This window comes from Serratia sp. JSRIV001 (assembly GCF_019968745.1).
In the GTDB taxonomy this organism is placed as follows: Bacteria; Pseudomonadota; Gammaproteobacteria; order Enterobacterales; family Enterobacteriaceae; genus Chania; species Chania fonticola_B.
Genome location: NZ_CP074147.1, coordinates 51,849 through 78,729, shown reverse-complemented (window position 1 = coordinate 78,729; position 26,881 = coordinate 51,849). Strand labels below are relative to the sequence as shown.

The window sequence follows — 26,881 nt, the reverse complement described above, 5'->3', positions numbered from 1 at the left end:
TAACCCGCGGCCAGTAAAACCGGCCCTTCGTTGAATTATGAGATCCCGCGCACATTTAATAATTCTGTGAATTTAAGTGTGAAATAACGTAATTGAGCATTCCGCCGCTTACTCCGAAGATGAGCGCATCCCGCATCCCTTACGCCGGGCACCGTTACCAAGGAGTCACTCATGCAATCCTATTTTGATCAGCTAGAACAGGTTCGTTACGAAGGCACCAGCAGCAATAACCCGTTGGCTTTCCGCCACTACAACCCCGATGAAATCATCCTCGGCAAACGTATGGCCGACCATCTGCGCTTCGCCGCCTGCTACTGGCACACCTTCTGCTGGAACGGGGCAGACATGTTCGGCATTGGGGCCTTCGATCGCCCTTGGCAACAACCGGGCGAAGCGCTGGAGCTGGCTAAACGCAAGGCCGATGTGGCGTTCGAGTTTTTCCATAAGCTGAATGTGCCTTACTACTGCTTCCACGATATCGACGTGTCACCGGAAGGGGCCACGCTAAAAGAGTATCTGAACAACTTTGCGGTCATGACCGACGTGCTGGCAGAGAAACAGCAAAGCAGCGGCGTGAAGCTGCTGTGGGGCACCGCCAACTGCTTCACCCATCCGCGTTACGGTGCCGGGGCAGCGACCAACCCGGATCCGGAAGTTTTCAGTTGGGCAGCGACTCAGGTGTTCACGGCCATGAATGCCACCCACAAGCTGGGCGGTGAAAACTATGTGCTGTGGGGCGGGCGCGAAGGCTATGAAACCCTGCTCAATACCGATCTGCGCCAGGAGCGTGAACAGATTGGCCGCTTTATGCAGATGGTAGTTGAGCACAAACATAAGATCGGCTTCCAGGGAACGCTACTGATCGAGCCCAAACCCCAGGAGCCGACCAAGCATCAGTACGATTACGACGTCGCCACCGTGTACGGTTTCCTTAAACAGTTCGGTCTGGAAAAAGAGATCAAGGTGAACATCGAGGCCAACCACGCCACGCTGGCCGGGCATTCGTTCCACCACGAGATCGCCACCGCCATCGCGCTGGGGATTTTCGGCTCGGTCGACGCCAACCGGGGCGATCCACAGCTAGGTTGGGATACCGATCAGTTCCCGAACAGCGTGGAAGAGAACTCGCTGGTGATGTTCGAAATCCTCAAGGCCGGCGGCTTCACTACCGGCGGGCTGAACTTTGACTCCAAGGTGCGCCGCCAAAGTACCGACAAATATGATCTGTTCTACGGCCATATCGGCGCTATGGACACCATGGCGCTGGCGCTGAAAGTGGCCGCCCGCATGATCGAAGATGGTCAGCTACATCAGCAGGTTGCCAAACGCTATGCCGGTTGGAACGGTGAATTGGGCCAACAGATCCTGCAAGGGAAACTGTCGCTCGAAGCGCTGGCACAGCACGCCGAGCAACAGGTGCTGGCACCGCAACATGCCAGCGGGCATCAGGAAAAGCTGGAGAACCTGGTCAACCGCTACCTGTTCGGCTAACTCTCTACGGTGCGGTGGGTCCGCTCACCGCGCTTCAAAGGATCCCTGCTCATGTATATTGGAATCGATCTCGGTACTTCCGGCGTGAAAGTCATCCTGCTAGGCGAGCAAGGCCAACTGCTGGCCAGCCAGAGTGAACCACTGCCCATCTCACGCCCCCATCCCCTATGGTCTGAACAAGACCCGCAAGATTGGTGGCAAGCCACCGACCGCGCCATGTTGGCATTGGCTAAACAGCATAGCCTGCAACAGGTCAAAGCCATTGGCCTGACCGGCCAGATGCATGGCGCAACCTTACTGGATAAACAGCAGCGGGTATTACGCCCGGCCATCCTGTGGAACGATGGCCGCAGCTTTGCGCAATGCCAGACACTAGAACAAACCGTACCCAACTCACGGGAAATCACCGGCAACCTGATGATGCCCGGCTTCACCGCCCCCAAGCTACTGTGGGTCAAGGAGCACGAGCCACAGATTTTCCAGCAGATCGATAGGGTGTTATTGCCGAAGGATTACCTGCGTTGGTGCATCACCGGCGAGTTTGCCAGCGATATGTCCGATGCCGCAGGGACAATGTGGCTAGACGTCGCCAAACGTGACTGGAGCGACGCCATGCTTGATGCCTGCGAGCTGACGCGTGAGCAGATGCCTGCGCTGTTTGAGGGTAACCAGATCACCGGGCAAGTGGATAGCGAACTGGCCCAACGTTGGGGGATGGCGCCGGTGCCGGTGGTAGCTGGCGGGGGTGACAATGCCGCCGGGGCGATCGGCGTTGGGCTGTATCAGACCGGGCAGGCGATGCTGTCACTGGGTACCTCTGGCGTCTACTTCGCCGTCAGCGACGGTTTCCTCAGTAACCCGACCAGCGCGGTGCACAGCTTCTGCCATGCGCTGCCGCAGACCTGGCACCTGATGTCGGTGATGCTCAGCGCGGCGTCCTGCCTGGACTGGGCCTGCCAGTTAACCCATGTCGACAGCGTTGCCACCTTGCTGCGTAACGTTGAGCAGGCCGCTCCTGCTGAAACGCCGTTATGGTTCTTGCCCTATCTTTCCGGCGAGCGTACGCCACACAACAACCCGAACGCCAAAGGGGCCTTCTGGGGCTTTACTCATCAACATGGGCCGAACGATCTCGCACGGGCAGTGCTGGAAGGCGTGGGTTTTGCACTGGCGGATGGCATGGACGTGCTGCATGCCAGCGGCCTGCAACCCACGGCTATCACCTTGATTGGTGGCGGCGCACGCAGCCCGTTCTGGCGCCAGATGCTGGCAGATATCAGCGGCCAGCGGCTGGAATACCGCACCGGCGGCGACGTTGGCCCGGCATTGGGAGCCGCGCGTCTGGCGCAGATTGCGCTGAACCCTGGGGTATCTTTGAGCACCCTACTGCCTGAATTGCCGTTAGAGCAGGTGCATGAGCCGGATGCTGAACGGCATCAATATTACACCGCCCAACGCAATACTTTCCGCGAGCTTTACCGCTGCCTGCAGCCGCTGATGTAATTCACCAACGCCTCTGCCAGGTACATACATATCCAACACCTATGTATGTACTTGGCTGCTCCCGTTGGCATTAGGCTTTAAATCGCTCAGTATTAAGGGCTAAATCGAGCCGGCCGCGATCTCAAACAGCATCACCATTTCCCCGGTATACAAACCTTGGGTGTCGGCATTGCCGTTGCTCTTAGGCGCATTAGCGTTCACCTTCAACTGATAAACGCTTTGATAGCCATTGCCCACCTGAACTTTCTGATCGAAGGTTTGCGCCGCGCCACTAGCACCAAGATCTTTGCCATTGCTGCCTTCACCGGCAAACTTAACCTTCACCCCATCCATTTTATAAGCCGAATCGGTGCGGGCGATCTCAAGTGGATGAACCAGCGACACGTTGAACTGCGGCGTAGTGCTCCAAACCTGTACCGGTATACTGCTGGCGAAAGATTGCTGTGTACCATCGGTGGCCGCTAAATCCACCGTCTGATACCAATCCCCACCCTGCGGGCGAGAAACAAAAATACTGTCTCCGATAGTGGCGGTGATAGTGATGGTTTTGGTGACCGAAGCGTTGTGTTCTTGTGCCTGACTCATCCCTGAAAAAAACAGCAGTCCACCCGCGATAATTACTGCCAACTGACGTTTTTTCATGTTTGGTTGCCCATTCAGATAAGTTAATCGTTACCGATATGGCTGCCAACAATTCGGTTTCTTATTCCTTTGCTATTGCCCTCCAAAATCGACGATAAATGAAACCTGCACATCATTTGCAGACCAGCGGTTGGGGTCATTACCCTCCTCGTTCCAGTCAAAGGACGGTCAATCAATTATAGTAATCAATACCGCGTTCACCGGGATTATTATCGGTAACCGCCCGCAAACTTCATCCCGTCCGTTGTTGTCATCATGATGGCCGTTTTTGACCTTCTTTCTAGCCTACCGCAAGCGCAGTATGGTCTTACACCAAACTGAGGAGGGCCGAAAATGTCACGTAGCGCACTATTGATCATCGATGTTCAACAATCCTTTCAGCATCGTCCGTTCTGGCAGGAAGACGATCTGCCTGCGTTTCAACAGGCGCTGACACGCCTGATTGCGGGTTGTCAGCAGCAAGAGGTGCCGCTGGTCGACGTATTCCATGTCTCGCCTGAGGGACCGTTCTCCTTGGCATCTGGCTACGTGAAACGCCTGCCGTTCCTGAACCATCAGGCTGACGTTACGGTGCAAAAGCGAGTACACAATGCGCTGACTGAATCTGGCCTGGATGCCTGGCTGCGTGAACGCCAGATCAACCATCTGATCATCAGCGGTATCCGCACCGAGCAATGCTGTGAAACCACCACCCGCGTCGCCTCCGATCTGGGTTATAAAGTGACGTTTGTGACCGAAGCCACGCTCACTTTCCCAATGCATCACCCGGACGGCAGCCTCTTTACCCCCGAGCAGTTAAAGCGGCATACTGAAACCGTGCTGGTCGACCGCTTTGCCACCATTGCCAGCGTCGATCAAGCATTGGCGCAACTTTCGCAGGAATAATCATGCCCAAGGCCGTTTACTTTCTGATGCTCCCCAACGTGCTGTTACTGGATGTCAGCGGCCCGGCAGAGGTATTGCGGCTAACCGGGCAGTTCCAGCTGCACTATGTCAGCCCGGTGCCGCAAATTTCCTGCTCCATCGGCATGACCATCGGCCAGCTAGCCCCCTTGCCACAGCGGTGGAACGAAGGGGATATTCTGGTGATACCGGGGGTGGCAGACTCAACGCATTACTTTGCTAGCGAGGAAGCGGCTCTGGCGCGCAATTGGCTCCAGGCATTGCGCCCGGCTTTGGCCCAGCGGCAGATAGATCTGGTATGCGTCTGTTCCGGTGCGCTGTTGGCCGCCCAGGCCGGATTGCTCGACGGCTATCATTGCACCACTCACCACGCCGTGATCGAGCGCTTGCGCCAGCAGGCACCGGCAGCACAGGTGAAGGAAAACCGTATTTTTGTTGAGGATCGCGGCGTGTTTACCAGCGCAGGCATCACCGCCGGTATCGATTTGGCCCTGCACCTGGTCAATCAGCACTGTGGGGCTGACCGCGCGCTAGAGATTGCCCGTGAGATGGTGGTGTATTTCCGCCGCTCCGGCGACGATCCGCAGCTCTCCCCGTGGTTACGCTATCGCAATCATCTGCATCCAGCCGTGCACCGGGCGCAGGATGTGATGGCCGCCGAGCCGGAGGCCGAGTGGTCGGTCCCTCAGGTAGCGGAGAAAGCCCACGTCAGCAGCCGCCATCTGGCCCGGCTGTTCCGTCTGCATATCGGCCTCAGCGTTCGGGAATATCATGAACAGCTGCGGCTGGCGGTCGCACAGCAGCGGCTGCAGCAGGGCTACGGCCTGGAAAAAGCCGCGCTAACCGCAGGCTTCTCCTCTGGGCGCCAACTGCGGCGGGCACAGCAGCGCTGGCAGGCTTAAGACACCAGCCGCCGGGTATCCACTTTCTGTAACCCCATCGACAACAGCAGGCTCACACCAAGCGCCATGCCAAACACCCAGAAGATATCCAGCAGCGGGTAGGCCGGAAACTCCCAGTGGCGATTACGCATCACGTTAACGATCAGGGCATGAAAGCCGTAGATCGCCAGCGAGTGGCGGGAAATCACGCCTAGCCAGCCGATTGGATTCGGCAGGCAGTTTTTGCACCACACCAGCAGCGAGACCGCCGCCACAAATACCAAGGGGCCGGTGTACATATAAAACGTATCGGCAAAGCTGCCGTTGATAAACATCTGGCTTTTGGTGCCACGGATAATCAGGACCACGCTAGCAACAAAGCACAGCACCGCCAACAGGCTCATACCGCGCCGTTGGGTAGCCATCACGCCGATCGCTCGCCCTGCCAAGGCATACAGCAGGTAATAGAAGGTATCGCCAAAGATGTACAGGTTCACCGGTAGTAGCTGGACATTATCCAGGGTCAGCTTGCTGGTATTAGGGTTGGCGATAATCGCCAGAATGACGATCACCCCGGCCAGATAGCGGCCAGAAACCGGTTTGACGCTGATCAGCGGCGAAAGCAGGTAGACCACCGCAATGGCATAAAAGAACCACAGGTGATAAAACACCGGCTTTTGCAGGATAGCGCGCAACGAGGGCCAAAAGCCGATGCGGGTAAAGCAGGCAATATAAATCAGGGCAATGGCGCTGTAGAACAAAATACAACAGGTAATGCGGATAAAGTGTTTTTGGTTGGCACTGCGCTCACCAAAAAACAGAAAGCCGGAAATCATAAAGAACAGCGGCACCGAAGCCCGTGAAAGCGAGTTCAATACGTTGGCCATATCCCAGTTATGTTCACCCACAGCCACACCGTTGGCGACGTAGTAGGTGGTCGCGTGGATCATCACCACCATCATGCACGCCAGCGCACGCAAGTTATCTATCCAACCAATTTTATTGCTCATTGCTGCCCGTCAGTTGCCTATAATTCTGTCATAACGAAATGTTAATCAGAGGTTATAGCTCAGGGGGGCGCAGCACAACGCTTAAACGCGCTATTAAGAATGAGCCTAAAATCACCTTATGATTGCCAAGGTGAACAATTGGCGGCAAAATAGCCGCCACAACTCGCTCAGTTTGCGCTCTCCCGCCCTGGCAGTTCCTTATTTCTTCTTTACTATCAGTAAAATAAAAATGAAAACATCATTACCCCCTGCGGCACTTCTGGGCCGACAGGCGCTTTTATTCCCACTTTGTCTGGTACTGTTCGAATTCGCGACCTATATCGCCAACGATATGATCCAGCCCGGTATGCTGGCGGTCGTGGCCGATTTCAACGCCGGTGTGGAATGGGTGCCCACCTCAATGACCGCCTATCTGGCTGGCGGTATTTTCCTGCAGTGGCTACTTGGCCCGCTGTCAGATCGCCGTGGCCGCCGCCCGGTGATGCTGGCCGGGGTGCTGTTCTTTATCGTCACCTGCCTGGCCATTCTGCTGGTCACCAATATCGAACAGTTTATCGTGATGCGCTTCCTGCAAGGGATCGGCCTGTGCTTTATCGGTGCGGTGGGCTATGCCACCATTCAGGAGTCGTTTGAAGAGGCGACATGTATCAAAATCACCGCGCTGATGGCTAACGTGGCGTTGATCGCCCCGCTGCTGGGGCCGTTGGCCGGGGCTGCCTGGGTTCACGTCGCCTCCTGGCAGAGCATGTTTGTACTGTTTGCCGCCCTGGCCGCGATTGCCTTTGTCGGCCTGTGGAAGGCCATGCCTGAAACCGCTACGCTGCGAGGGGAAGCCTTCTCGGCGGCCAACCTGTGGCGGGACTATCGTCAGGTGCTGGTCAATCGGCGCTTTATCTGTGGTTCATTGGCTATCGGCTTTGCCAGCCTGCCGCTGTTGGCCTGGATTGCCCAGTCTCCGGTGATCCTGATCAAGGGTGAGTCACTCTCGGCGCTGGACTATGGCCTGTTGCAAATTCCGGTGTTTGGCGCGCTGATCCTCGGCAACCTGACGCTGGCCCGCGTGACTGGCAAACTCAGTATTGAACGCCCGATCAAGCTGGGCGCATGGCCGATGCTGCTGGGCCTGCTGCTCGCCGCGCTGGCCACGGTATTTTCCGCCCATGCCTACCTGTGGATGACCGCCGGGCTGAGCCTTTACGCTTACGGCATTGGTTTGGCGAACGCCGGTCTGTATCGCCTGACGCTATTTTCCAGCAACGTGAGCAAAGGTGCCGTTTCGGCCGTGATGGGGATGCTGAGCATGTCGGTGTTCACCATCGGGATCGAGTTGGCCAAGGTGGCCTATGTCTGGGGCGGTAACGGATTATTCAGCCTGTTCAATCTGGTCAGTGGCCTGTGTTGGCTGATGTTGACGGCGCTGTTCCTCAGCAAACACCGTGGTGGCGCCACTCCCGCACCGAGTGCCACAGTGTAATGGTTAATCAACCCTCTCCCTTTGTGTACAGACCGGGGACATGGTAGACAGGTGTTCAAGGTCATGGTGAACACTTTTTAACATCCTTTACCCATGATGATCGACCTATTTCTCAGGTCGATCATCCCCACTTTCGTGCTGTACCACCATATCTCGTAGTAGCCCTCTCTCTCACTTTCCTTCAGCCCGACATATTCACCGATAAAGGCCTTGCCCACTTTCAGACCCATCCCTTTCAGGCTTAGTTTTCCACTGACATCCACTTTCCTGACCAGGACCCCCTCGTCATACTCGGCTGCCGCCGGATTGCCATTGTACTGTCGCGATGAAGGCTGATAACGGGACGCTGGCACCGCCATTGACAGGGCTTCGTGTGGGCGTTCCAGGTTGTAGGTATCTCGCCAGGCGTCGAACACCTCCTGCAACTGCGCGGCATGGGTAAACCACCGTCCCTGCAGGAGCTCTGCCTTCAGGCTGCGGTGGAAGCGCTCCAGCTTACCCTGAGTCTGAGGATGATAAGGCCGAGAGTGACCCACCCGGATACCCTGACGCATCAGCCACAGTTCCAGCGCGGTCCAACTGCCCGTCGTGTCGCCCCAGGGGGCACCATTATCCATGGTCATTCTCTCCGGCAAGCCATAACGTTCGAACACCGCTATCAACTGTGACTGCACGGTGACACGTCGCTCGTCCGGGCAGTGCGCCAGACAGAGCGAGAAGCGCGAATGGTCATCCAGCAAGGTCAGCGGATGACAACGCCCTTCGGCGAAGGGGAAGTGGCCTTTAAAGTCCATCTGCCAGAGTCGGTTCGGGGCGTTATGTTCAAAGCGTCCGACGGTGGGCGCCGGTGACGGACCGCCCGGTAGCAGGTCATGGCGGCGCATGAGGTTATGCACGGTGCTGGCGGCCGGTAACGTATGCCCCTGCATCTCGAGCCACCGCTTGAGCTTGCGTGCGCCCCACATCGGATGGGCCAGGTGTGCAGCGCGGAGATGTTGGACAACGGTGTCAGAGGTTCTGCTGGGGGAATGGTGTGGCGCTCGAGAACGTTCGTTCAGACCGGCGCGCCCATCAGAGTGCCAGCGATGTAACCACTTGTATGCGGTAGCAGGCGCTATGCCGAACTGACGGCATAGCGCACGGATATTAGCGCCTTCTTGCGAGGCGAAAAGCACAAACTCGGTACGTAATGACATGGCAGATCTCTCATCCCACGGCATAAGCAACTCCACTCAGAAGTACTCATACCTATGTTGTAAGTGTCTACCATGTCCCCGAACCCCCTGTGTCAGCATAGTTGTCGCTTACTTTCTGAAGGAGAATGACTATGCCTGCGCATGCAGTACCGATTGATGTGAAAGAAAAGGGAGTGATGTGGCTCCAGCCTCCTTATAGCTGGTCAGTCAGACACATTGCACAAAAACTGGCTCTGAGTTCTTCCGTTGTTGCAAAATGGCGACTTGAACTGGTGGCACAAGGCTTATTGCCAAAAAATGAAAGGATTTCCTCTGTGGATGGTGATGAATGGACTCCTGAGCGTCGCTTTTCGGTTGTTCTTGAAACAGCTTCATTGTCTGAAATGGAACTTGCCGATTATTGTCGCCGTCAGGGGCTTTTTGTTGAGCAGGTAAAAGAGTGGCGGGTTATTTCGATCAAAGCTCATGAAATGAAACTGACGGAAAATCGCCGCGCAGATAAAGAGTTACGCGATATCAGAAGCCGGTTGCGTGAACTTGAGAAGGAGCTGACCCGCAAAGATAAAGCGCTGGCAGAAGCGGCTGCGCTCCTGATGCTGCGGGAAAAGTTCAATGCCCTCTGGGACAACAGCGAGGAAGGCTGACACCTCTTCCGGAGCGGCAGAAAATTATTTCTCTTGTCCGTGAAGCTGTCGATCACGGCGCCCGTAAGATCCAGGCCTGTCAGTGTATCGGGATTTCGATCCGAACGCTGCAGCGCTGGATTGATGGTGATGGTGGAGTGATCAGTGCAGACAGAAGGCCCGGTGTAACAGACCGTGTCCCCCGAAATAAATTATCGGAAACAGAAAGGTTGCAAATTCTGGAGTTATGCAACTCTCCGGAATTTGCCTCTTTGCCTCCAAATGTGATCGTACCGATGCTGGCGGATAAAGGTGTTTATATTGCTTCTGAATCAACCTTTTATCGCGTATTAAAATCAGCCAGTCAACTGACGAGGAGGTCCCGGGAATGCCAGTATAAACGGCCTGATGTGCTTAAGGCGGTTGCACCGAACCAGGTCTGGAGTTGGGATATCAGTCATTTACCGTCCTGGGTCAGAGGTCAGCACTTTTATCTCTATATGATCATGGATATTTATAGCCGTAAAATTATTGCCGCAGAGGTATTCAGCAGTGAAACCGGGGAACATGCAGCAGAACTGCTACAACGAGCGGTGTGGAATGAAAAATGTTCATCCCGTAACCTGGTGCTGCATTCCGACAACGGAAGCCCAATGCGCAGCTTTACGTTGCTGGCAAAAATGTATGCCCTTGGCGTACTGAGTTCTTACTCTCGCCCCCGGGTCAGCAATGATAATCCGTATTCAGAATCATTGTTCCGCACACTCAAATATTGCCCCTGGTGGCCAGAGAACGGCTTTCACACAATAGATGACGCACGGGCCTGGGTAAGTCGTTTCGTAAACTGGTACAACCTTGAGCATAAGCACAGCGGGATCAAATACGTTACGCCGGATGAACGCCATCGGGGTCTCGATATGAAAATACTGGCAGCCAGAAAGTCTGTTTACCGGCTAGCCCACCAACAACATCCAGAACGCTGGAGTAAGCAGCTACGCAACTGGGACTATATTCCGGAAGTTTACCTTAACCCGGAAAAAGAGACGGCATAACGTAATTTTATTACATTAAGCGACAACTACCTTGAAAAACGCCGCGAACAAGTGTTCATGATGTCCCCGGTCTGTACACTTTGGGAGAGGGTTGGCGTCAGGGGTCAGAACAGCCCCATCGGTTTCTCAGAGTAGCTCACCAGCAGGCACTTGGTCTGCTGATAGTGCTCCAACATCATCTTATGGGTTTCCCGCCCGATCCCCGACTGTTTGTAGCCGCCGAACGCCGCATGCGCCGGGTAGGCATGGTAGCAGTTGGTCCAGACGCGCCCCGCCTGAATGTTGCGCCCCATCTGGTAAGCAATGTTGCCGTTGCGGCTCCACACACCGGCCCCCAGGCCAAAATCGGTATCATTGGCCAACGCCAGCGCTTCATCCATATCCTTGAAAGTGGTCACCGCCAGCACTGGGCCAAAAATCTCTTCCTGGAATACCCGCATGCTGTTCTTACCGAACAGAATGGTGGGTTCCATGTAGTACCCCTGCGCCAAGCCGCCATCCAGCGCCTTACGTCGGCCACCGGTCAGCACCTTGGCTCCTTCCTGCTTGCCGATCTCGATGTAGTTGAGAATGGTCTTCATCTGCCCTTCGGAAACCTGCGCCCCCATTTGGGTACTGGCATCCAGCGGGTTGCCGCTACGGATGCTCTCCACCCGTTTGATCGCCCGCTCCATAAAGCGCTCGTAGATCGATTCCTGCACCAGCGCCCGGCTCGGACAGGTACAGACTTCCCCCTGGTTAAAGGCAAACAGCGCAAAGCCTTCCAGCGCCTTGTCGAAGAACGAGTCCTCTTTGTCCATCACGTCGGCAAAGAAGATGTTGGGTGACTTGCCGCCCAGTTCCAGCGTCACCGGAATGATGTTCTGGGTGGCGTAGCCCATGATTTGGCGGCCCACTTCGGTCGAACCGGTAAAGGCCACTTTAGCGATGCGCTTGGAGGTGGCCAGATATTCCCCGATTTCACCACCTGCGCCGTTGACCACGTTGATCACCCCTGGCGGCAGGATGTCCTGGATCAGTTCCATCAGCACCAGCACCGATAGCGGCGTCAGCTTGGCCGGTTTCAGCACGATGCAGTTACCCGCTGCCAGCGCTGGCGCCATCTTCCAGCACGCCATCAGCAGCGGGAAGTTCCACGGAATGATTTGTGCCACCACACCCAGCGGTTCGTGGAAGTGATAGGCGACAGTTTCGGAGTCGATCTCGCTGATGCCGCCCTCTTGCGCTCGTACGCAGGCAGCAAAGTAGCGGAAATGGTCGATAGCTAACGGAACGTCGGCATTGACGGTTTCGCGGATCGGTTTGCCGTTATCCCAGGTTTCTGCCGCCGCCAGCAGATCGATATTCTGCTCCATGCGATCGGCGACCCGGTTGAGCAAATTGGCGCGCGCCTGCACCGACATTTTCCCCCATGCCCCTTTGGCATCGTGGGCCGCATCCAGCGCCAACTCGATATCCTGGGAGGAGGAGCTGGCCACTTCGCACAGCGTCTGGCCGGTGATCGGCGTCAGGTTGGTGTAATACTCGCCCTGTACCGGCGCCACCCAGGCACCACCGATAAAGTTGTCATAACGTTTTTTCAGCTTGAGAGGAAACCCGGTGTTTTCAGGCGTGAGGTGACTTGCCGTAGTGGTATTCGCCATTTGTATCTCCTTTTAACGTGGCTGCAACCTTACCGCCCGCAGACGGTAAGCAGGTTCACGGCACCATGGCCGCAGATCAAACTTAAGAAGCGGTGAACGATCTCTAGCCGGAATGATAGGGGTTTATGAGGAGAAATGGCGAAAGAATGCTCAAACGCATGAGGGGTGTCACAATCTTTTAAACTGGGCGCAACAATATGCACCCATAATTTCAACTACCAAACAGCCCGCGATCCCGTAGCAGGTGCTGATTCCCCTTGCGCCGGGTAAAGCCGCTACGATCGAAGAATTCCAATACCTGGATCGCCAGCTTGCGGCCAATCCCCAGCCGATCGCGGAAATCACCGGCATTGGTGCTGCCTTGCGTGGCGTCCAGCTCGCGGATCATTGCGGCAAACTGTTCGATACGCTGGCTGAGGTAGTAGCGATCGACCACCACGGCGGTGACGTAGCCAAGCTGTGCCGCCTTGCGCAACGCGGCGCGAACGCTGTTTTCCTCTTCGCCCAACGAGGCGGCCAGATCGCGCACCCACCAGGGATCGTCACTAAACAGCGGCTCAATGCGGCTCCACAGCTCCTGTTGCTCGCTGCTGAATGCCAAACCGTGGTCCGGCAGGTGCAGCCAGCCGCGCGTATTGCGCAGCAACCCCGCCGCCAGCAGCCGATCGATCATCATAAATACCAGCGGCTCATGCAGCGCCGGTAACGCCATTCGGCGCAGACGAGCCCGCCCCAGGCCTAGCTGATCGGCATGTTGCTGATGGTATTCGGCCAACACCTGCAACAGGCGTTGCTCATGCGCTTGCACGTTGGTTGGGGCTAGCGCCATGTCGCCGGAGATCATCAGGGCATAGCCCGCCAGCAGTTCCTGCAGACCGTCATCCGTCAGTTGTCGCGCCCAGGCAAACGCGGCCAAATCCAGTGCGCCACCCGGCAAGCGCAAATCCAGCACCTGCCCATCGCTGGATGCCTGAGCCAGCGCGGCCAGCCAGGCCAGATATTCCGGCTGACGCTTGCCCCGTTTCGGCGAGGAAAGCCCCAGCACGCGTGCAGCGCCCAGCGTTTGGCGTGCGCTGATATCCCGCAGTACCAACCGATCGTTTTCCACCAGCCACAGCGGACGATCGAGGATCAGCTCCGCCAGGTTATCGGCCAGTAGCGCAATACGCCCGGTGATATGGCTGGCGGCATGGTGAATATGCAGCGACTGCCAGTGCTGTATCGGCGCATCGGCCTCTATCACCACCAGAATACGTTCTACCGCCGCTGGCGGTTGTTGCGCCAACAGCCAGTCGCCGCGCGTTAGCTGGTCTTTGCTGACGTCACCGCTGATATTCAGCGCAATGCGCTGTCCGGCAACCGCCTGTTCTGTCGCCTGATTCTGCGCATGCAAGCCGCGCACCCGCACTGGCACGTCCGCACCGGTCAGCCACAGCGTATCGCCTACCGCCACGCTGCCGCCCAGCGCCGTCCCTGTCACTACCAGCCCGGCACCTTTAACGCTGAAGGCGCGATCCACCGCTAGCCGAAAACGCCGGGAGAGTAAGTGCTCACCGGGTTGCAGCGCCAACAGATGCTGGCGCAGCTCATCAATACCTTTCCCCAGGGCCGCCGCAGTAACAAACACCGGCACATCATGCCAGCCCTGCTGTGCCAATTCGGCCAACACTTGGGTTTGCACTTCAGCGATTCGTGCAGGATCTACACGGTCAGCTTTGGTTAACGCCACCGTCAACTGCGCCCTGCCGCTCAGGCGCAGGATCGCCAGGTGCTCACGGGTTTGCGCCATTACGCCATCGTCACAGGCCACCACCAGCAGCGCATGGTCGATGCCGCCAATGCCCGCCAGCATGTTAGCGAGGAATTTTTCATGGCCGGGAACGTCGATAAACCCCAGCACGCGGCCATCGGGCTGCGGCCAATAGGCATAACCAAGATCGATGGTCATGCCACGGCGTTGCTCCTCCGGCAGGCGATCGGCATTGATGCCGGTGATCGCCTGCAGCAGGGTAGTTTTACCGTGGTCGACATGGCCAGCGGTGGCGATAATCATGCGCTCAGCGCCTCAACCAGTGCGCCCTCCTGTTCCAGGCAACGTAGATCGAGCCACAGTTTGCCGTCGTTGATACGGCCAATGACCGGCTGCGGCAAGCTACGCCACTGCTGGGCCAAGCCTTCTAAGGTTGCGCCCCGGCCATCGAGTGGGGTAAAGGTCAATGCGTAGCTCGGCAGGCGATCTACCGGCAACGAACCGCTGCCAATCTGTGACCAGCACGGCTCGCTACGCAGCTCGAAACGGCCAGCAAACCGCGAAGCCAACTGGCTTTGCAAACGTTCGGCGGTTTCCTGCATCTGTTGCTGTGGGCGGGTCAGTAAGCGCAAGGTGGGTAAGTGTTCTGCCAGTAACTCTGGCTGTTGATACAACCGCAGCGTGGCTTCCAGCGCCGCCAAGGTAATTTTGCCGACGCGCAGAGCGCGCTTGAGCGGATGCTGTTGCAAACGGGCGATGAGATCTTTTTTACCGACGATAATCCCGGCCTGCGGCCCGCCCAGCAGTTTATCACCGGAGAAGGTCACCAGATCGACACCTGCAGCGATCAGGCGTTGCGGCATCGGTTCGGCTGGCAAGCCGTATTGCGCCATGTCGATCAGCGAGCCACTGCCCAAATCGGTCGCCACAGGAATGCCCTGTTCGTGGCCCAACACCGCCAGTTCGCTTTCATCGACCGCAGCGGTAAACCCTTGAATGCTGTAATTACTGGTGTGCACCTTCATCAACAGGCCGGTTTGCTCGTTGATGGCGGCACGATAATCTTTCAGATGTGTACGGTTGGTGGTGCCGACTTCCACCAGTTGGCAGCCAGCCTGGCGCATGACGTCCGGGATGCGGAACGCGCCACCAATCTCCACCAGCTCGCCACGTGATACCACCACCTGCTGACCTGGAGCAACCGCCGCCAGCATCAGTAGCACTGCCGCCGCGTTATTGTTGACGATGCAGGCATCTTCCGCCCCGGTGAGCTGGCAGAGCAAGTCCGCGATGGCCCGATCGCGATGTCCACGGCCTGCGCCATCCAAATCGTATTCCAGCGTCACGGCACTGCTCATGGCACTGACCACCGCATCAACTGCCGGTTGCGCCAACAGCGCTCGCCCCAGGTTGGTATGCAAAACGGTGCCGCTGAGGTTAAACACCGGTTGCAACGCCGGGCGCTGCTGTTGTTCCAGGCGGGCATGTAGCGCCTGCGGCCAGTCCTGACACCAGGCGGGCAGCTGTTGCTGCGTCTTGATGGCTTCACGCGCCTGTGTCTGCATCTGGCGCAGTAGTTCGCTGATAAGCGTCTGGCCGTGTTTGGCGACGGCGGGTTCAACCGCAGGATCGCGCAGCAGGCGGTCAATGGCAGGTAACTGGCTGTATAGGTGCTGGGATTCAGTGCTCATGGTCACTCGATTTTTCAGTGTCCGGTTATCGGCAAACTGGCTTATTGGCGTGCCGAGCTAAACCAGTCAGGTTATTTAACCTGCATGGTATCAATAATTCGCTGTACCAGGGCATGATGTAGATCCGGTGTTTTAGCTGGTGTTAACAGCTGCAACGTCACGACCCGTTTATTGAACACCGTCAACACGATGGTGGAAACCAGTTTTTGCCCGTTGACCGTCTGTTCAGTATCCAAACGATGGAACTTCTGCTTACCGACGGTGAAATTCTCTTCTTTGGTTTTCTTGATGTTCTGATAGCGGTCGGACAGCTCAGTAATGATGCTTTGCGTCAGCTCTTTGAGCATCGCATCGCTGGTATTGATCTTCATGTCTGCTGGCGGGATCACTTCCGAAGCGACAGTGCGCTGGCGTGATTTGCTGTCGAGAAACAGCTGAATGGTCGACTTGTCGTCGTTGATGATGCCGCTCAGCTTGGTCTGATCGCTGAAGCCCGGCGGCAGTTCAAAGGTGATTTGGCCTTTTTGCAGCGAGACGTTCAGGCCAGGGACGGGCTTGGGTTCTTCCACCGGCGGCGCTGGAGCTGGCGTTACGGGTTGTGTCACTACCGGTTTTGGCGCGGGGGCGGGGACTTCCGGCTTTTTGCTGTCCTGATTATCGCAGGCTACCAGCCCGGTAAGCAGCACGGCTAACGCCGCGCCTTTGGCAAGGGTCTTCAACATCATGTCTTCCTTTCGCGTTACGCGTCTTGACGTAACGGTAGCAACTCGCTTGCCGGTTTGCCAGATGTCTAATCCGAAAGTCGCTGCGGCCCCCTCATGCCCCCTCTCGCTAGGGAGAGGGGGCTGCAAAAGTGATGGAGTTGAGTTGAGCAATTACCGTGGCAAGGGTCGAATAAAAAAACCCAACTGTCATTATTCCCCAGGGAACAGGAACGGGTTGATACTGCTGCGCGCAAAGCCTTCCTCTTCCATCTTGGCATCGAGGATAAGCGAAGCCAGATCGTCGGCCACCGCCTCGACCTTCGGGTCCTTCTCCTGATAGAGGATCTTCAGGTAGGTGCCGCAATCGCCACAGCTTTCCGCTTTCACCGCCGCCTGCTCACTTTCCAGTGACCAGTAGTTGAGATCGCCGGTTTGCTCGCAGTTGCTGCATTTCACCCGCACCACGTGCCATTCGCTCTCGCACAGGTTGCAGTGCAGATAGCGCAGGCCGTTCACGGTACCAAGATGCACCACGCTGGAAACCGGGATACTGCCGCAAACCGGGCAGAACTGGCGATGCTCGCCGTACTCGGCCCGGGCCTTGCCAGGGATCTGGCTGGCCATCTGCGCCCAGTACAACGACAGCGCGGCCCAAAGGAACGGGGCTTTGTCGCTACCTACTTTGGCAAACTCGCCTTTCAGCAGGGCGCTGGCCAACAGCTCCAGCTCATGGGACGAGGATTTCTCCAGGTTATCCAACACCGCCAGCACGTGTTCCGGTGCCTGCGGACGCAGTTCTGCGATCAGCGATGCCAGCAGCTTGTGCCAATGTTCGCTGCGCGGATAAACGCTGATGTCCAACGGCGGCTTGCCGCTGGCGGCACTCTGGGTCAGCGTTTCGCCGAGATCCAGCTCCAGCGGATTATCGTGGCAGGCGTTGTTCTGCGCCTGCGCAATGCTGGCAGCAAAGTTGAGATAGTCACCCAGCGGATGGTCTGCGGCCAGTTGCTGCAGACGTTCGGCTCGGCGGGTATAAAGGCTCTTCAAGTTGGCGAAAAGTAACGGCGGAATAGTTTCCGCCGTTGAAGACTTTTCACGCTGTGCCCCTAACTGCTCTTTAGGAACGATGCGGATACTCATCTGGGTTTGTCTTCCTGTTGTTTCTCGCGGACCTCACGGTACCAGCGCGGGTGATGCTTCTTGGCCCAGGCAGCCGGCACCCAACCTTCCACCATCGCGGTAATGGTGCCTTTTACCCACAACGCGGCGTAAATGTGCACCATAATCACGATGATCAACCCCACCGCTGCCAACGAATGCACCACCAACGCGATACGGATCAGCGGAATGGAGAAGGAGGGGGCAAAGTATGGCCGCCAGATAACGATACCACTGGCCAGCAACAGCACCAGACTGATAATCGCCGCCCAGAATACGCACTTCTGACCGAAATTATAACGCCCAGTGTCACCCACTTCCTCATTCATGGCGATTTTGTGGATGTTTTTCGCCCAGACGATATCTTCCCGGTTGATCAGGTTGTGCTTCCAGTAGCGCAGGAACATCAGCAGGAACGCAACGAACATCAACACCCCGGTGAAGGGGTGAAGGATGCGTGCCAGCTGTGGCGTACCAAAGATATTCATCAGCCAGTTAAAGGACGGGAACAGGAACCCCAGCCCGCTGATGGCGGCAAAAATAAAGCAGAACGCCACAATCCAGTGGTTAATCCGCTCCGGCGCGCTGTAGCGCTGAATTGGCTTTTCCTTCCTCATTTGCGCGTCTCCTCATCATGATGCTCGTCCTTCGGATCCTGCTCTTCCTCTTCTTCAACGCGGTTTGGCCCCACGCCAACGTAGTGGAAGATACTGGCCGCGAAGGTGGCAGCAAACCCGATGGCAGCCAACGGTTTCCAGACCCCTTTCCAGAAGGTCACCGCAGGGCTGATGGTCGGGTTATCCGGTAAACCGTGATACAGCTGCGGTTTATCGGCGTGATGCAGTACGTACATCACGTGGGTGCCGCCCACGCCTGCCGGATCGTACAGACCGGCATTCTGGTAGCCACGGGTTTTCAGTTCATCGACACGTTCCGCCGCGACGTTTTTCATCGCTTCTTTGGTGCCGAAGTGGATCGCCCCGGTCGGACAGGTTTTCACACAGGCCGGTTCCTGGCCAACGCCAACACGATCGACGCACAGGGTACATTTGTACACCCGGTTGTCTTCCGCATTCATGCGTGGCACGTCGAACGGGCAACCGGCGATGCAGTAGCCACAGCCGATACAGTGTTCGGACTGGAAATCGACGATGCCGTTGGCGTACTGGATGATGGCCCCTTCCGATGGGCACGCCTTCAGGCAACCCGGATCGGCGCAGTGCATGCAGCCATCCTTGCGGATCAGCCACTCCAGCTTGCCGTGCTCCTCAACTTCCGAGAAGCGCATCACCGTCCACGATTTGGCGGTCAGATCGGCGGGGTTATCGTAAACCCCGACGTTGTGCCCCACTTCATCGCGGATATCGTTCCATTCAGAACAGGCTACCTGGCAGGCTTTGCAGCCGATACAGGTAGTGACATCGATCAGCTTGGCCACTTCTTCCTGGTGATCGCGCGCGCGCGGTGCCGGGGTGAAGCCATTGGTGGCGGATTTACGAATGATGTCTTGAGATTGCATTGCCATAATTCGTCTCCGTTACACCTTTTCCACGTTAACCAGGAACGCCTTGAACTCTGGCGTTTGCGTATTGGCGTCGCCGACAAACGGCGTCAGCGTGTTGGCGATAAAGCCTTTCTTCGCCACCCCTTCGTAACCCCAGTGGATCGGGATGCCGATGGTGTCCACGTCCTGGCCATTTACCTGCAGAGTCCGAATACGTTTGGTCACCACCGCCTTGGCCTTGATATAGCCGCGGTTGGAGCTGACTTTGACCGTATCGCCCTGCTTGATGCCTTTTTTCTCAGCCAGTTTTTCACCTATCTCGACAAACTGCTCCGGCTGGAGGATCGCATTGAGCAACGCATGTTTGGTCCAGTAGTGGAAATGCTCGGTCAGACGATAGGTCGTGCCGACATACGGGAACTTGTCGGATTTGCCCATCGCGGCCAGATCGTCTTTGAACACGCGCGCCGCCGGGTTGGACACCACGTTCGGGTGCAACGGGTTGGTGCCGAGCGGCGTTTCAAACGGCTCGTAGTGTTCAGGGAACGGTCCTTCCGCCATTTTGTCGATGGCAAACAGGCGGCCCATGCCTTCCGGCTGCATGATAAACGGCCCAACGTCACTGCCCGGTGCGGCGGCGCTGTAGTCCGGGATATCCACCCCGCCCCACTTGGCACCATCCCATTCCAGCAACTGGCGTTTGGCATCCCATGGTTTACCCGCTGGATCCGCAGACGCACGGTTATACAGGATGCGGCGGTTCAACGGCCATGCCCAGGCCCAGCCCAGCGTGTTGCCAAGGCCAGAAGGATCGGCGTTATCACGGCGCGCCATCTGGTTGCCCGCTGGCGTCCAACTGCCTGCGAAGATCCAACAGCCACTTGCCGTGGTGCCATCATCACGCAGGTGCGCGAAGGTACTGAGTAGTTCGCCTTTCTTCACCAATACTTTGCCGTCTGGATCGAGAACATCCGCCAGCGCCCGGCCATTGCTCTCCATCGCCACTTCTTCTGGCTTCGGATTTTCCGGGGTCAGGTAATCCCAGGACATGTTCAGCAACGGCTCAGGGACCGCACCGCCGTCACGGGTGTACATTTCGCGCAGGCGCATCAGCAGCCCCGCCAGAATTTCACCGTCGTTCAGCGCTTCCCCTGGGGCATCGGCCCCTTTCCAGTGCCATTGCAGCCAGCGGCCAGAGTTAACGATCGAGCCGTTCTCTTCGGCAAAGCAGGTGGATGGCAGGCGGAACACTTCGGTCTGGATTTTCGATGGATCAACGTCGTTAAACTCATCGTGGTTCTGCCAGAAGTTGGAAGTTTCGGTGTTCAGCGGATCGATGGTCACCAGGAACTTCAGCTTGGCCAGTGAGGCCACCACTTTGTTCTTGTTCGGGAACGACGCAACCGGGTTAAAGCCCTGGCAGATATAGCCATTCACTTTCCCCTGCGACATCATCTCGAAATACTGCAGCACGTCGTAGCCTTTGTCCCACTTCGGCAACCAGTCAAAGCCCCAGTTGTTATCTTTCTGCGCTTTGTCGCCGTAGAAGCTCTTCATCATGCTGACGAAGAATTTCGGGTAGTTGCTCCAGTAGTTGACCTGGCCCGGCAGCAGCGCCTTCGGCGTGTTGGCTTTCAGGTAGGTTTCCAGATCGGCCTGCTTCTCGGAAGGTAGCGTCATGTAGCCCGGCAGGCTTTGTGACAGCAGACCCAAATCGGTCAGACCCTGGATATTGGAGTGACCACGCAGGGCGTTCACGCCACCACCTGCCATGCCCATATTGCCAAGCAGCAGTTGGATCATCGCCATGGTGCGGATGTTCTGCGCACCGACCGAGTGCTGTGTCCAGCCCAGGGCGTAGAGGAACGAGGCCGTCTTGTCGTTGGCGCTGGTTTCAGCGATATATTCGCACACCTTGATGAAATCTTCGGTTGGCGTGCCGCAGATGTTGGTTACCACCTCTGGCGTATAACGGCTGATGTGTTTTTTCAGCAGGTTCCACACGCAGTTCGGATCCTGCAGCGTTGTATCACGCTTGGCGAAGCCGTTCTCGTCGAGCTGGTAGTTCCAGGTGGTTTTATCGTATTTGCGATTTTCCGCGTCGTAGCCGCTGAACAGGCCGTCGTCGAAAGTGAAGTCTTCCCGCACCAGCAGGCTGGCGTTGGTGTAGGCGTCCACGTATTCGCGGTTAATCTTGTTATTGGTGATCAGGTACAGCAAGACGCCCGACAGGAAAGCAATGTCGGTACCTGAACGGATAGGCGTGTAGAAATCCGCCACGGATGCAGTACGGGTAAAGCGCGGATCGATGACGATCAGCTTGGCTTTATTATGAATTTTGGCTTCCATCGCCCAGCGGAATCCCACTGGATGCGCTTCTGCCGCATTCCCACCCATGACAATAATTAAGTCGGCGTTCTTGATATCAACCCAGTGGTTGGTCATCGCACCGCGACCAAATGTTGGAGCAAGACTTGCTACCGTTGGTCCGTGTCAGACACGCGCCTGGTTGTCTACGGCAAGCATGCCGAGAGCGCGACTAAATTTTTGGGTCAGCATACCGGTTTCGTTGCTGGAGGCCGAAGCACACAGCATCCCGGTGGAGAGCCAACGGTTTACCGTTACGCCAGCGGCGTTGGTGGCTTCGAAGTTGGCATCGCGGTCTTCTTTCATCAGTTTGGCGATGCGGGTGAAGGCGTCGTCCCAGCTGATGCGTTGCCACTTGTCTGAGCCTGGAGCGCGATATTCAGGGTATTGGAGACGGCTTTCGCTGTGGATGAAATCCACCAGACCTGCCCCTTTCGGGCACAGTGCACCACGGTTTACCGGATGGTCTGGATCCCCTTCGATATGGAAGATGCTCTCTTTGGCGTTTTTGGCGCCATCACCAAGGCTGTACATCAACAGCCCACAGCCGACGGAACAATACGTGCAGGTATTACGGGTTTCACGGGCGCGCAGCAACTTGTACTGCCGGGTTTCCGCCAACGCCACCGCCGGGCTAAAGCCCAGTGCAGCTACCGTGGTTCCTGCCATACCGCCAGCGCAGATCTTAAAGAACTGCCTTCTGCTGACCTGCATGGGGGTCTCCTTTCTCTCTCGTGTTGTCACATTGTTTCAAATGACGCTTTCCCCCTCAAAGCGGGAAGCGCTAAAATCACTATCCTTATGTGGGTATTGGCCAAATGGGCCGCAACGGCGCCGCAATAATACCATAGCAGGCGTAGGGTTGTTACAAACAGGTGCCAGGAAAGTGAACAAAATTAACCAAGAGCAGCCCACAAATGTGAACGCGCTCACGGGCCTGATCCAGGCTCCGGTGTACCAGCGCGGGCAACTGACCACCAAAGAGCAAGATTGGCTCGCCGAAGAGGTGCCGGTCGCGCTGGTGTATAACGGTATTTCTCACGTGGTGATGATGTGTACGCCAAAGGATCTGGAGGCGTTCGCCCTCGGTTTTTCCCTTTCGGAAGGGATTATCGACTCACCACGGGATATCTTCAGTATAGAGGTTAATCCCACCTGCAACGGCATGGAAGTACAAATCGAGCTTTCCAGCCGCCGCTTTGCCGGGCTTAAGGAGCGCCGCCGGGCGATGGCGGGCCGCACAGGGTGCGGCGTTTGTGGCATCGAACAGTTGGCGGATATCTTCCGGCCGGTCACACCGCTGCCCTTTACCCAAACCTTCTCATTGGCCAATCTCGATCGCGCCCTTGACCAGCTGCGTCAGGTGCAGAACGTCGGCCAGTTGACGGGTTGTACCCACGCGGCAGGTTGGATCTCACCGCAGGGTGAACTGCTGGGCGGTTGCGAAGACGTTGGCCGCCATGTGGCGCTGGACAAAATGATCGGCATACGCGCCAAACAGGGCTGGCAGCAAGGGGCGATCCTGGTTTCCAGCCGGGCCAGCTATGAGATGGTGCAAAAATCCGCCATGTGCGGTGCCGAGATCCTGTTCGTGGTGTCTGCCGCCACCTCGCTGGCGGTGGAAATCGCCGAGCGCAGCAACCTGACATTGGTTGGTTTTAGCAAGCCAGGCCGGGCAACGGTGTTTACTCATCCGCAGCGTATTACCGATTAATCCCTAAACCACACAGTCTGTAGGGCATTGATAATCATTTTCAATATCATTTAATTAATTATAATGCATCATACTGCTTACGCGGTGCTCACATTTTGCGCCGCCCTACACTACTGGAGATGATGATCATGAGTTATTCACTGCCATCCCTACCTTATGCTTACGACGCACTAGAACCGCATTTCGACAAGCAGACGATGGAAATCCATCACACCAAACACCACCAGACCTACGTCAACAACGCCAACACCGTGCTGGAAGCTTACCCTGAGCTGGCTTCGCTGAGCGTAGAAGAGCTGATCCAGGATCTGGATAAAGTCCCTGCAGACAAGCGCACCTTTATGCGCAACAACGCAGGCGGCCACGCTAACCACAGCCTGTTCTGGAAAGGCCTGAAAACCGGCACCACGCTGGGTGGCGATCTGAAAGCCGCTATCGAGCGCGATTTCGGCAGCGTAGAGAAATTCCAGGAAGAGTTCGAGAAAGCCGCCGCCACCCGTTTCGGTTCTGGCTGGGCTTGGCTGGTGCTGAAAGGCGACAAGCTGGCCGTAGTCTCTACCGCTAACCAGGACAGCCCGCTGATGGGCGAAGCCGTCTCTGGCGCTTCAGGCTTGCCAATCGTTGGCCTGGACGTGTGGGAACACGCTTACTACCTGAAATTCCAGAACCGTCGCCCTGACTACATCAAGGCATTCTGGAACGTAGTGAACTGGGACGAAGCGGCCAAACGCTTCGCCGAAGCCAAGAAATAATTTGGCTTATCTCCGATGATGCCCGCTGATGCGGGCATTTTTTTGCCCATTTCCCGCTAAAGTTTAACCGCCCCTTGCCGATGCTTTGTTCAATTGACCAACGCCTAAAGAGGGATAAATCATGGCGGCATTGCAAGCTTTGGCAGGAAAAATCGTTCATCTCACCGTAGGTAAAAAGCTCGGACTCGGGTTCTCTCTAATGTTGATACTGGCGATCGTTATCGCTGGCACCGGGATAACCTACCTCAATCTTATCGAATCACGCAGCGACCGCATCGATTTCAGCTATCAGTTAACGGGCGAAATCAGTCAGGCTAAATACACCCGTGCCATGTTTAGCCAAAATTACAACACCGACTACCTTGAACGTAACCGCAAACATATCGAGAACGCGTTGCAACTGGCCAGCCACGCGCAAAACCTGAATTGGGATGCGCAAAGCCGCAAGGATCTGGAGCTGTTGGTGGTGTTGCTGGGTAACTATGAGCAACAACAGAAAATGTTTGCCAAAGCCGTGGTGGATAAAGACGCGGTACGAGCCAGCTGGAACATGTCCGAAGTTCAGGACAGCCTGAGCCAGGTTGAACGTCAGTTGGGGGCTACCGATCTGCAACTGGCGTTTATCCAGTTGAACCAGAAGCTGACCCAGATCCGCTACTATGCCCGTGGCCTGGTGCTGCAACCCAACCGCGACTCCGAAATCCCATTGCTCAGCGCCATCGACGACGCCCGCAGCGCCGCCAACACGCTCAGCCAACGCCTGAACGAGTCACAGCGCCCGTTGCTCCAACCTCTGTTGACCGTGCTTGACGAGTATAAAGGCCACATCGCGGCCTACCTGCCCGCCGTTGAGAATGAGATCAAGATCAGTAAACAGCTCGGCGGTTACGCTGACGAGATCGGTACGCTGGTCAATAATTTCATGAAGGATGAGCTGACGCAGACCCATAACAATATCAATACCGCGCAATGGCAGATGGGGATCACCACGGCGATCGCCATTCTTGCTGGCCTGCTGATATCATGGCGTATCACATTGCAGATCACTCGCCCACTCAACAGCACCCTGGAACTGGCAGAACGCATTGCCAAGGGTGATCTACGCCAGGCACAAACCAGCACTCGCCGTGATGAACTGGGCCAGTTGCTTAACGCCGTCGCCGCCATGAGCCAGAACCTGCGCGATATGATTGAGAAAATCCAGATGGGGGTCAGCCAGGTCTCCACCGCCGCCGGAGAAATCGCTGCGGGCAATACCGACCTCTCTTCACGCACCGAACAACAGGCCGCCGCGGTGGAAGAAACCGCCGCCAGCATGGAGCAGCTCACCGCCACGGTGAAGCAAAATGCCGACAATGCCCATCACGCCAACCAGCTGGCGACCGATGCCTCACAAACCGCACAGCAGGGCGGCAAACTGGTTAACAACGTCGTCAGCACCATGCGGGATATTTCCAACAGTTCGCAGCGGATCGCCGAAATTACCACCCTGATCAACGGCATTGCCTTCCAGACTAACATCCTGGCCCTGAACGCCGCCGTAGAGGCCGCCCGTGCGGGTGAGCAAGGGCGCGGTTTCTCGGTTGTCGCCAGCGAAGTCCGTAATCTGGCCCAGCGCAGCGCCCAGGCGGCGAAAGAAATCGAAGGGTTGATTACCGAGTCGGTCAACCGGGTACAGAGCGGTACCGCACTGGTGGAAGACACCGGCAACACCATGGAGCAAATCGTCCGTTCGGTCACCCACGTGCGCGATATCATGGCTGAAATAGCCGCCGCCTCCGATGAACAGACCAGAGGCATCGCGCAGATCGGCCAGGCCATCGTGGAAATGGATCACACCACGCAGCAAAACGCCGCGCTGGTGGAAGAGTCTGCCGCCGCCGCCGATTCACTGGAAGAGCAGGCTGAGATGCTGCTGCAAAGCGTCTCGGTCTTCCGTCTGGCGGACAAGGCTGCGCCAGTGGAAACCAAAACCACCCAGCTCAAATCACCGCCTATGGCTAAACCGAGCACCAGCGCCGAAGATAACTGGACAACCTTCTAACCCCTCCACCCGCCCGGTGATTTCCGGGCGGGTTATTCTGTTCCTCCCCCTCGACTCAGGCTATGCTAGACGGCATTAACGAGTGTGAATGGAGGCTAGCATGCACCACCCAGACGTCTATCTCGGTTCGATTCAACCTTATGAAGGTGGCCGCCCCAGCGCTATCGCCAAACACCTGGTGGAGGGTACGCTGAAGCTCACCCCCTTGGGTCTGGCAGGCGATGAGCAGGCAGAAAAAAGCTACCACGGCGGGCCTGACCGCGCCCTTTGCCACTACCCGCGCGAGCATTACGACCACTGGCGTGAACAGTTCCCCGCTCAGGCAGAACAGTTCTGCGCACCCGCCTTTGGTGAGAATATTTCGACCCTCGGCCTGACCGAGCATAACGTGTTTATGGGGGATATTTTCCGCTGGGGAGAAGCGCTGATCCAGGTAACCCAACCGCGTTCTCCGTGTTTCAAACTCAATTACCATTTCGCTATCGGCGATATTTCGGTGCTGATGCAGCAAACCGGCCGCTGCGGCTGGCTGTACCGCGTGGTGTCGGCCGGATCGGTCAGTGGCGACCAACCACTGGAACTGGTGACCCGCAATAGCGATGTTTCCGTCGCACAAGCGATCGGCATCGCCTGGCACATGCCGTTCGATGAAGAGCAATACCGCCGTTTACTGTCGGTCGCTGGGCTGTCGACCAGTTGGAGCAAAACCATGCTGACGCGCATCACCAGCGGCAAAATCGAAGACCTCAACCGCCGTCTGCTTGGCCGTTAACCGGCGC

21 protein-coding genes are annotated in these 26,881 nt (G+C 56.8%); 10 read left to right on the top strand and 11 right to left on the bottom strand.

Translation table 11 applies throughout. The annotated features are described in order from the left end of the window. Positions 1-171: 171 nt before the first annotated feature. Both xylA and xylB read left to right on the top strand, forming a co-directional pair. Positions 172-1,491 (top strand): xylose isomerase, encoded by a 1,320-nt coding sequence (xylA, locus tag KGP17_RS00310; RefSeq protein ID WP_223498671.1) that lies wholly within the window; start codon positions 172-174, stop codon positions 1,489-1,491. A gap of 51 nt (positions 1,492-1,542) precedes the next feature. Beyond that, positions 1,543-2,994: a xylulokinase gene (xylB, locus tag KGP17_RS00305; RefSeq protein WP_223498670.1), complete on the top strand. Its 1,452-nt coding sequence runs from the start codon at positions 1,543-1,545 to the stop codon at positions 2,992-2,994. 99 nt (positions 2,995-3,093) lie between these two features. Here xylB and KGP17_RS00300 read toward each other — a convergent pair whose 3' ends face one another. Then, the gene (locus KGP17_RS00300) at positions 3,094-3,636 is read right to left on the bottom strand and encodes a CS1 type fimbrial major subunit (RefSeq protein ID WP_223498669.1); all 543 of its coding nucleotides are present in this window, start codon (positions 3,634-3,636) and stop codon (positions 3,094-3,096) included. A gap of 333 nt (positions 3,637-3,969) precedes the next feature. On the opposite strand from KGP17_RS00300, the gene KGP17_RS00295 reads away from it, so the two are divergent. Further along, the gene (locus KGP17_RS00295) at positions 3,970-4,521 is read left to right on the top strand and encodes a cysteine hydrolase family protein (protein WP_223498668.1); all 552 of its coding nucleotides are present in this window, start codon (positions 3,970-3,972) and stop codon (positions 4,519-4,521) included. 2 nt (positions 4,522-4,523) lie between these two features. Next, positions 4,524-5,441 carry a GlxA family transcriptional regulator gene (locus KGP17_RS00290; protein WP_179248601.1) on the top strand — a complete coding sequence of 306 codons (918 nt, stop codon included), beginning with the start codon at positions 4,524-4,526 and terminating at the stop codon, positions 5,439-5,441. Here the strand turns inward: KGP17_RS00290 and KGP17_RS00285 are convergent. Continuing rightward, positions 5,438-6,430 carry an acyltransferase gene (locus tag KGP17_RS00285; RefSeq protein ID WP_218520058.1) on the bottom strand — a complete coding sequence of 331 codons (993 nt, stop codon included), beginning with the start codon at positions 6,428-6,430 and terminating at the stop codon, positions 5,438-5,440. The genes KGP17_RS00290 and KGP17_RS00285 overlap by 4 nt on opposite strands. 229 nt (positions 6,431-6,659) lie before the next feature. On the opposite strand from KGP17_RS00285, the gene KGP17_RS00280 reads away from it, so the two are divergent. Continuing rightward, positions 6,660-7,904, top strand: a complete 1,245-nt coding sequence (locus KGP17_RS00280) for an MFS transporter (protein ID WP_071682770.1) — start codon at positions 6,660-6,662, stop codon at positions 7,902-7,904. A 77-nt stretch (positions 7,905-7,981) separates the two neighbouring features. Here KGP17_RS00280 and KGP17_RS00275 read toward each other — a convergent pair whose 3' ends face one another. After that, positions 7,982-9,136 (bottom strand): IS481 family transposase, encoded by a 1,155-nt coding sequence (locus KGP17_RS00275; RefSeq protein ID WP_223498667.1) that lies wholly within the window; start codon positions 9,134-9,136, stop codon positions 7,982-7,984. 140 nt (positions 9,137-9,276) lie between these two features. Here KGP17_RS00275 and KGP17_RS00270 point away from each other — a divergent pair. After that, positions 9,277-10,775 (top strand): IS3 family transposase gene (locus KGP17_RS00270; RefSeq protein ID WP_371822214.1). Its coding sequence is split into 2 segments (ribosomal slippage): positions 9,277-9,709 and positions 9,709-10,775, totalling 1,500 coding nucleotides; the frame shifts between segments, so codons are not numbered across the junction. 104 nt (positions 10,776-10,879) lie between these two features. Here KGP17_RS00270 and KGP17_RS00265 read toward each other — a convergent pair. The 8 genes from KGP17_RS00265 to fdnG form a co-directional block, all read right to left on the bottom strand. Next, the gene (locus tag KGP17_RS00265) at positions 10,880-12,418 is read right to left on the bottom strand and encodes an aldehyde dehydrogenase family protein (RefSeq protein WP_021181331.1); all 1,539 of its coding nucleotides are present in this window, start codon (positions 12,416-12,418) and stop codon (positions 10,880-10,882) included. A gap of 211 nt (positions 12,419-12,629) precedes the next feature. Then, positions 12,630-14,471: a selenocysteine-specific translation elongation factor gene (selB, locus tag KGP17_RS00260; RefSeq protein ID WP_223498666.1), complete on the bottom strand. Its 1,842-nt coding sequence runs from the start codon at positions 14,469-14,471 to the stop codon at positions 12,630-12,632. Beyond that, positions 14,468-15,859, bottom strand: a complete 1,392-nt coding sequence (gene selA / locus KGP17_RS00255; protein ID WP_223498665.1) for an L-seryl-tRNA(Sec) selenium transferase — start codon at positions 15,857-15,859, stop codon at positions 14,468-14,470. Before selA ends, selB begins: the two co-directional genes overlap by 4 nt. A 71-nt stretch (positions 15,860-15,930) precedes the next feature. Continuing rightward, positions 15,931-16,581 carry a DcrB-related protein gene (locus KGP17_RS00250; RefSeq protein WP_059199233.1) on the bottom strand — a complete coding sequence of 217 codons (651 nt, stop codon included), beginning with the start codon at positions 16,579-16,581 and terminating at the stop codon, positions 15,931-15,933. 192 nt (positions 16,582-16,773) lie between these two features. Then, entirely contained in the window at positions 16,774-17,703 is a 930-nt protein-coding gene (gene fdhE, locus KGP17_RS00245; RefSeq protein WP_094982492.1) for a formate dehydrogenase accessory protein FdhE, read from the bottom strand. Beyond that, positions 17,700-18,338, bottom strand: a complete 639-nt coding sequence (gene fdoI / locus KGP17_RS00240; protein ID WP_021181336.1) for a formate dehydrogenase cytochrome b556 subunit — start codon at positions 18,336-18,338, stop codon at positions 17,700-17,702. The genes fdhE and fdoI overlap by 4 nt, the downstream gene beginning before the upstream one ends. Further along, positions 18,335-19,246 (bottom strand): formate dehydrogenase subunit beta, encoded by a 912-nt coding sequence (gene fdxH / locus KGP17_RS00235; protein ID WP_021807291.1) that lies wholly within the window; start codon positions 19,244-19,246, stop codon positions 18,335-18,337. Before fdxH ends, fdoI begins: the two co-directional genes overlap by 4 nt. A gap of 12 nt (positions 19,247-19,258) precedes the next feature. Further along, positions 19,259-22,306 carry a formate dehydrogenase-N subunit alpha gene (gene fdnG, locus KGP17_RS00230; RefSeq protein WP_147281026.1) on the bottom strand — a complete coding sequence of 1,016 codons (3,048 nt, stop codon included), beginning with the start codon at positions 22,304-22,306 and terminating at the stop codon, positions 19,259-19,261. Between the two features lie 172 nt (positions 22,307-22,478). Here fdnG and fdhD point away from each other — a divergent pair, with 172 nt between their 5' ends. The 4 genes from fdhD (at position 22,479) to yiiM (ending at position 26,874) form a co-directional block, all read left to right on the top strand. Then, positions 22,479-23,306: a formate dehydrogenase accessory sulfurtransferase FdhD gene (fdhD, locus tag KGP17_RS00225; RefSeq protein ID WP_039996103.1), complete on the top strand. Its 828-nt coding sequence runs from the start codon at positions 22,479-22,481 to the stop codon at positions 23,304-23,306. 128 nt (positions 23,307-23,434) lie between these two features. Further along, a complete protein-coding gene (sodA, locus tag KGP17_RS00220) occupies positions 23,435-24,058 on the top strand; it encodes a superoxide dismutase [Mn] (RefSeq protein ID WP_024483271.1) in 624 nt (207 codons plus the stop codon). 121 nt (positions 24,059-24,179) lie between these two features. Then, complete coding sequence (locus tag KGP17_RS00215) at positions 24,180-26,102, top strand: methyl-accepting chemotaxis protein (protein ID WP_223498664.1); 1,923 nt, start codon at positions 24,180-24,182, stop codon at positions 26,100-26,102. A 100-nt stretch (positions 26,103-26,202) separates the two neighbouring features. Beyond that, positions 26,203-26,874 (top strand): 6-hydroxyaminopurine reductase, encoded by a 672-nt coding sequence (gene yiiM, locus KGP17_RS00210; protein WP_218520061.1) that lies wholly within the window; start codon positions 26,203-26,205, stop codon positions 26,872-26,874. Positions 26,875-26,881: the final 7 nt, after the last annotated feature.